This window comes from Zoogloea sp., from assembly GCF_044344315.1.
Lineage (GTDB): Bacteria > Pseudomonadota > Gammaproteobacteria > Burkholderiales > Rhodocyclaceae > Zoogloea.
Window position 1 is genome coordinate 1 of sequence record NZ_JBIJDC010000189.1, and the last position, 3,499, is coordinate 3,499.

Annotated in this window: 3 protein-coding genes; all 3 read right to left on the reverse strand. The window is 63.9% G+C overall.

Features of this window, described 5'->3' with window-relative positions; genetic code table 11:
* Positions 1-1,485: acyl-CoA carboxylase subunit beta (locus ACIQ09_RS21960; protein ID WP_398314515.1), on the reverse strand; the 1,485-nt coding region annotated here is incomplete at its 3' end.
* A 44-nt stretch (positions 1,486-1,529) separates the two neighbouring features.
* Positions 1,530-2,540: a methylmalonyl Co-A mutase-associated GTPase MeaB gene (meaB, locus tag ACIQ09_RS21965; protein ID WP_398314517.1), complete on the reverse strand. Its 1,011-nt coding sequence runs from the start codon at positions 2,538-2,540 to the stop codon at positions 1,530-1,532.
* A gap of 49 nt (positions 2,541-2,589) precedes the next feature.
* The coding region (locus ACIQ09_RS21970) for a methylmalonyl-CoA mutase family protein (RefSeq protein ID WP_398314519.1) at positions 2,590-3,499 on the reverse strand (910 nt) is incomplete at its 5' end.

Genomic DNA, 3,499 nt, shown 5'->3' on the forward strand with positions numbered 1-3,499 from the left:
CTTCAGCATGGCCAGCGAGCGGGCGATGCGCTTGCGGGTGGCGTGGGGCATGATGACGTCGTCGATGAAGCCACGGGCGCCGGCCACGAACGGGTTGGCGAACTTGGCCTTGTATTCGGCTTCACGCTCGGCCAGCTTGGCCGGATCATTCTTCTCTTCGCGGAAGATGATTTCCACGGCGCCCTTCGGGCCCATCACCGCGATTTCAGCCGACGGCCAGGCGAGGTTCACGTCGCCACGCAGGTGCTTGGAGGACATCACGTCATAGGCACCGCCATAGGCCTTGCGGGTGATCACGGTGACCTTGGGTACGGTGCACTCGGCGTAGGCGTAGAGCAGCTTGGCGCCGTGCTTGATGATGCCGCCGTATTCCTGAGTGGTACCCGGCATGAAGCCCGGGACGTCCACGAAGGTGACGACCGGAATGTTGAAGGCGTCGCAGAAGCGCACGAAGCGGGCGGCCTTGATGGAGGACTTGATGTCCAGGCAACCGGCCAGCACCAGCGGCTGGTTGGCGACGATGCCCACCGGGTTACCGTCGATGCGACCGAAACCGATGATGATGTTCTTGGCGTAGTCGGCCTGCAGTTCGAAGAAGTCGCTGTCGTCGACAATCTTGACGATCAGCTCCTTCATGTCGTACGGCTTGTTGGCGTTGTCCGGCACCAGGGTGTCAAGGGAGTAGTCGAAACGGTCGACCGGGTCGTTGGTCGGCGTGACGGGGGGCTGCTCCCGGTTGTTGGCCGGCAGGAAGTTCATGAAACGACGCAGCATGGACAGGGCTTCGACGTCATTCTCGAAGGCCAGGTCAGCCACACCGGACTTGGTGGTGTGGGTCACCGCGCCGCCCAGTTCCTCGGCGGTCACGTCTTCGTGGGTCACGGTCTTCACGACTTCCGGACCGGTCACGAACATGTAGGAGGAGTCCTTCACCATGAAGATGAAGTCGGTCATGGACGGGGAATACACCGCACCACCGGCACAGGGGCCCATGATCATGGAGATCTGCGGCACCACGCCGGAGGCCATCACATTGCGCTGGAACACGTCGGCGTAGCCACCCAGGGAGGCGACACCTTCCTGGATGCGGGCACCGCCCGAGTCGTTGAGGCCGATCACCGGCGCGCCGACCTTCATGGCCTGATCCATGACCTTGCAGATCTTCTCGGCGTGGGTCTCGGACAGGGAGCCACCGAACACGGTGAAATCCTGGGAGAACACGAAGACCAGGCGGCCGTTGATGGTGCCATAGCCAACCACAACACCGTCACCCGGGGTCTTTTCGGCTTCATTCATGCCGAAATCGACGCAACGGTGTTCCTTGAACATGTCCCATTCTTCGAAGGAATCGGGGTCGAGCAGCAGCTCGATACGTTCACGGGCCGTCAGCTTGCCCTTCTTGTGCTGGCTGTCGATACGCTTCTGGCCGCCGCCGAGACGGGCGGCTTCGCGCTTCTTTTCCAGCTGGTGGATGATGTCGTGCATTTACAACCTCCAGTCAATAATCCTGTTGTACGTCGTTTTTTTATTCAGCCCAGATAGCCCAGCAGCCGCAGGGCGGCAGCGGAAGGCGTGGTCTGTCCGGCCTCGACGGCCGCCTGCAAACCGGGCAGATCCTGCTGTACCCGGGGGTGACCTGCAAATCGGGCCCGCAGGCCCTGGTCGATCAATTCCCACATCCAGGCCCGCGCCTGGTGACAGCGGCGGGCGTCGAATTCACCGCTCTGCTGCATCGCAGAACGGTAATTCCCGATGGTATTCCAGAACTCGGCAATGCCCTGCTTTTGCAGCGCAGACATCATCAGCACCGGCGGCGTCCAGTTGGGCGAGGCGTGCCGCAGCATGCCCAGCGCGCTCTTGATCTGGGAGCGGGCGATGTTGGCCGCCTGGGGGTTGATGTCGGCCTTGTTGATGACGATCAGGTCGGCGATCTCCATGATCCCCTTCTTGATCGCCTGCAGGTCATCACCGGCATTGGGCAGTTGCAACAGGCAGAAGATGTCGGTCATGCCGGCCACGGCGGTTTCCGACTGACCCACGCCCACCGTCTCGATGATGATCACGTCAAACCCGGCGGCCTCGCACACGAGCATGGCCTCGCGGGTCTTCTCGGCGACGCCGCCAAGACTCCCGGCGGACGGGCTCGGGCGGATGAAGGCTTCGGTGCGCTGGGAGAGCAACTCCATGCGCGTCTTGTCGCCAAGGATGGAGCCCCCGGTGACGCTGGAGGACGGATCCACCGCCAGCACCGCCACCTTGTGCCCCTGATCGATGAGATACAGCCCGAGGGCCTCGATGAAGGTGGACTTGCCCACCCCCGGCACACCGGAGATCCCCACCCGCATGGACTTGCCGGTATGGGGCAGCAGGCCTTCCAGCACATTGCGCGCGCGCTGCTTGTGGTCGGGCCGCTGGGACTCGATCAGGGTGATCGTCTTGGCGAGCGGACGCAGCTGATGCGCCAGAACCCCATCGACCAGGGCCTGGTCGGCGGGGTCCCGTTGCGGAAGGTCGGCGGGCATGTTCATGGGCTCAGTCATGGCGGACACGCCGGCAGAGCCGGCGCGTCATCGGTCGGTCGAGGGCGAATCAGGCCTTGCGGGCGGCCCGGATCTGCTTGAGGACTTCCCGGGCCGAGGTCTGGATCGGCGTGCCCGGGCCGAAGATGCCCTTGGCACCGGCGGCGTAGAGCGCGTCGTAATCCTGGGCCGGAATCACGCCGCCCACGAAGGTGATGATGTCGTCGGCACCCTGAGCCTTGAGGGCATTGATGATGGCCGGCACCAGGGTCTTGTGACCCGCCGCCAGGCTGGAACAACCCACTGCGTGGACGTCATTCTCGATGGCGTGGCGGGCAGCCTCTTCCGGCGTCTGGAAGAGCGGGCCGATGTCGATGTCGAAACCCAGGTCGGCGAAGGCCGAAGCCACTACCTTGGAACCCCGGTCATGGCCATCCTGGCCCAGCTTGGCGATCATGATGCGCGGACGGCGGCCTTCTTCAGCCACAAAGGCTTCGATGTCGGCCTTAAGGGCCTTCCAGTCGTCGTCGCCTTCGACCACGGCGTTGTAGATGCCGGTGACCGCCTGGGGGTTGGCACGGTAGCGGCCGAAGATCTCTTCCAGCGCATCGGAGATTTCACCGACGGTGGCGCGCAGGCGCACCGCCTTCACAGCCAGATCGAGCAGGTTGCCTTCACCGGTCTTGGCGGCTTCGGTCAGGGCTGCCAGGGCGGCGCTGACGGCGGCGCTGTCGCGGGTGGCGCGGATCTGGGCCAGACGGGCGACCTGGGCATCACGCACGGCATGGTTGTCGATGTCGAGGATCTCGATCGGGTCTTCCTTGGCGAGCTTGTACTTGTTCACGCCGACGATCACGTCCTTGCCGGAGTCGATGCGAGCCTGCTTGTCGGCGGCACACTCCTCGACCTTCATCTTGGCCCAGCCGGACTCGACCGCCTTGGTCATGCCACCCATGGCCTCGATCTCCTCGATCAGGGCC

Bases quoted from the DNA above. Each gene is read 5' to 3' on its own strand.
- meaB (WP_398314517.1), bottom strand. From the start codon at position 2,540: ATGACTGAGCCCATGAACATGCCCGCCGACCTTCCGCAACGGGACCCC.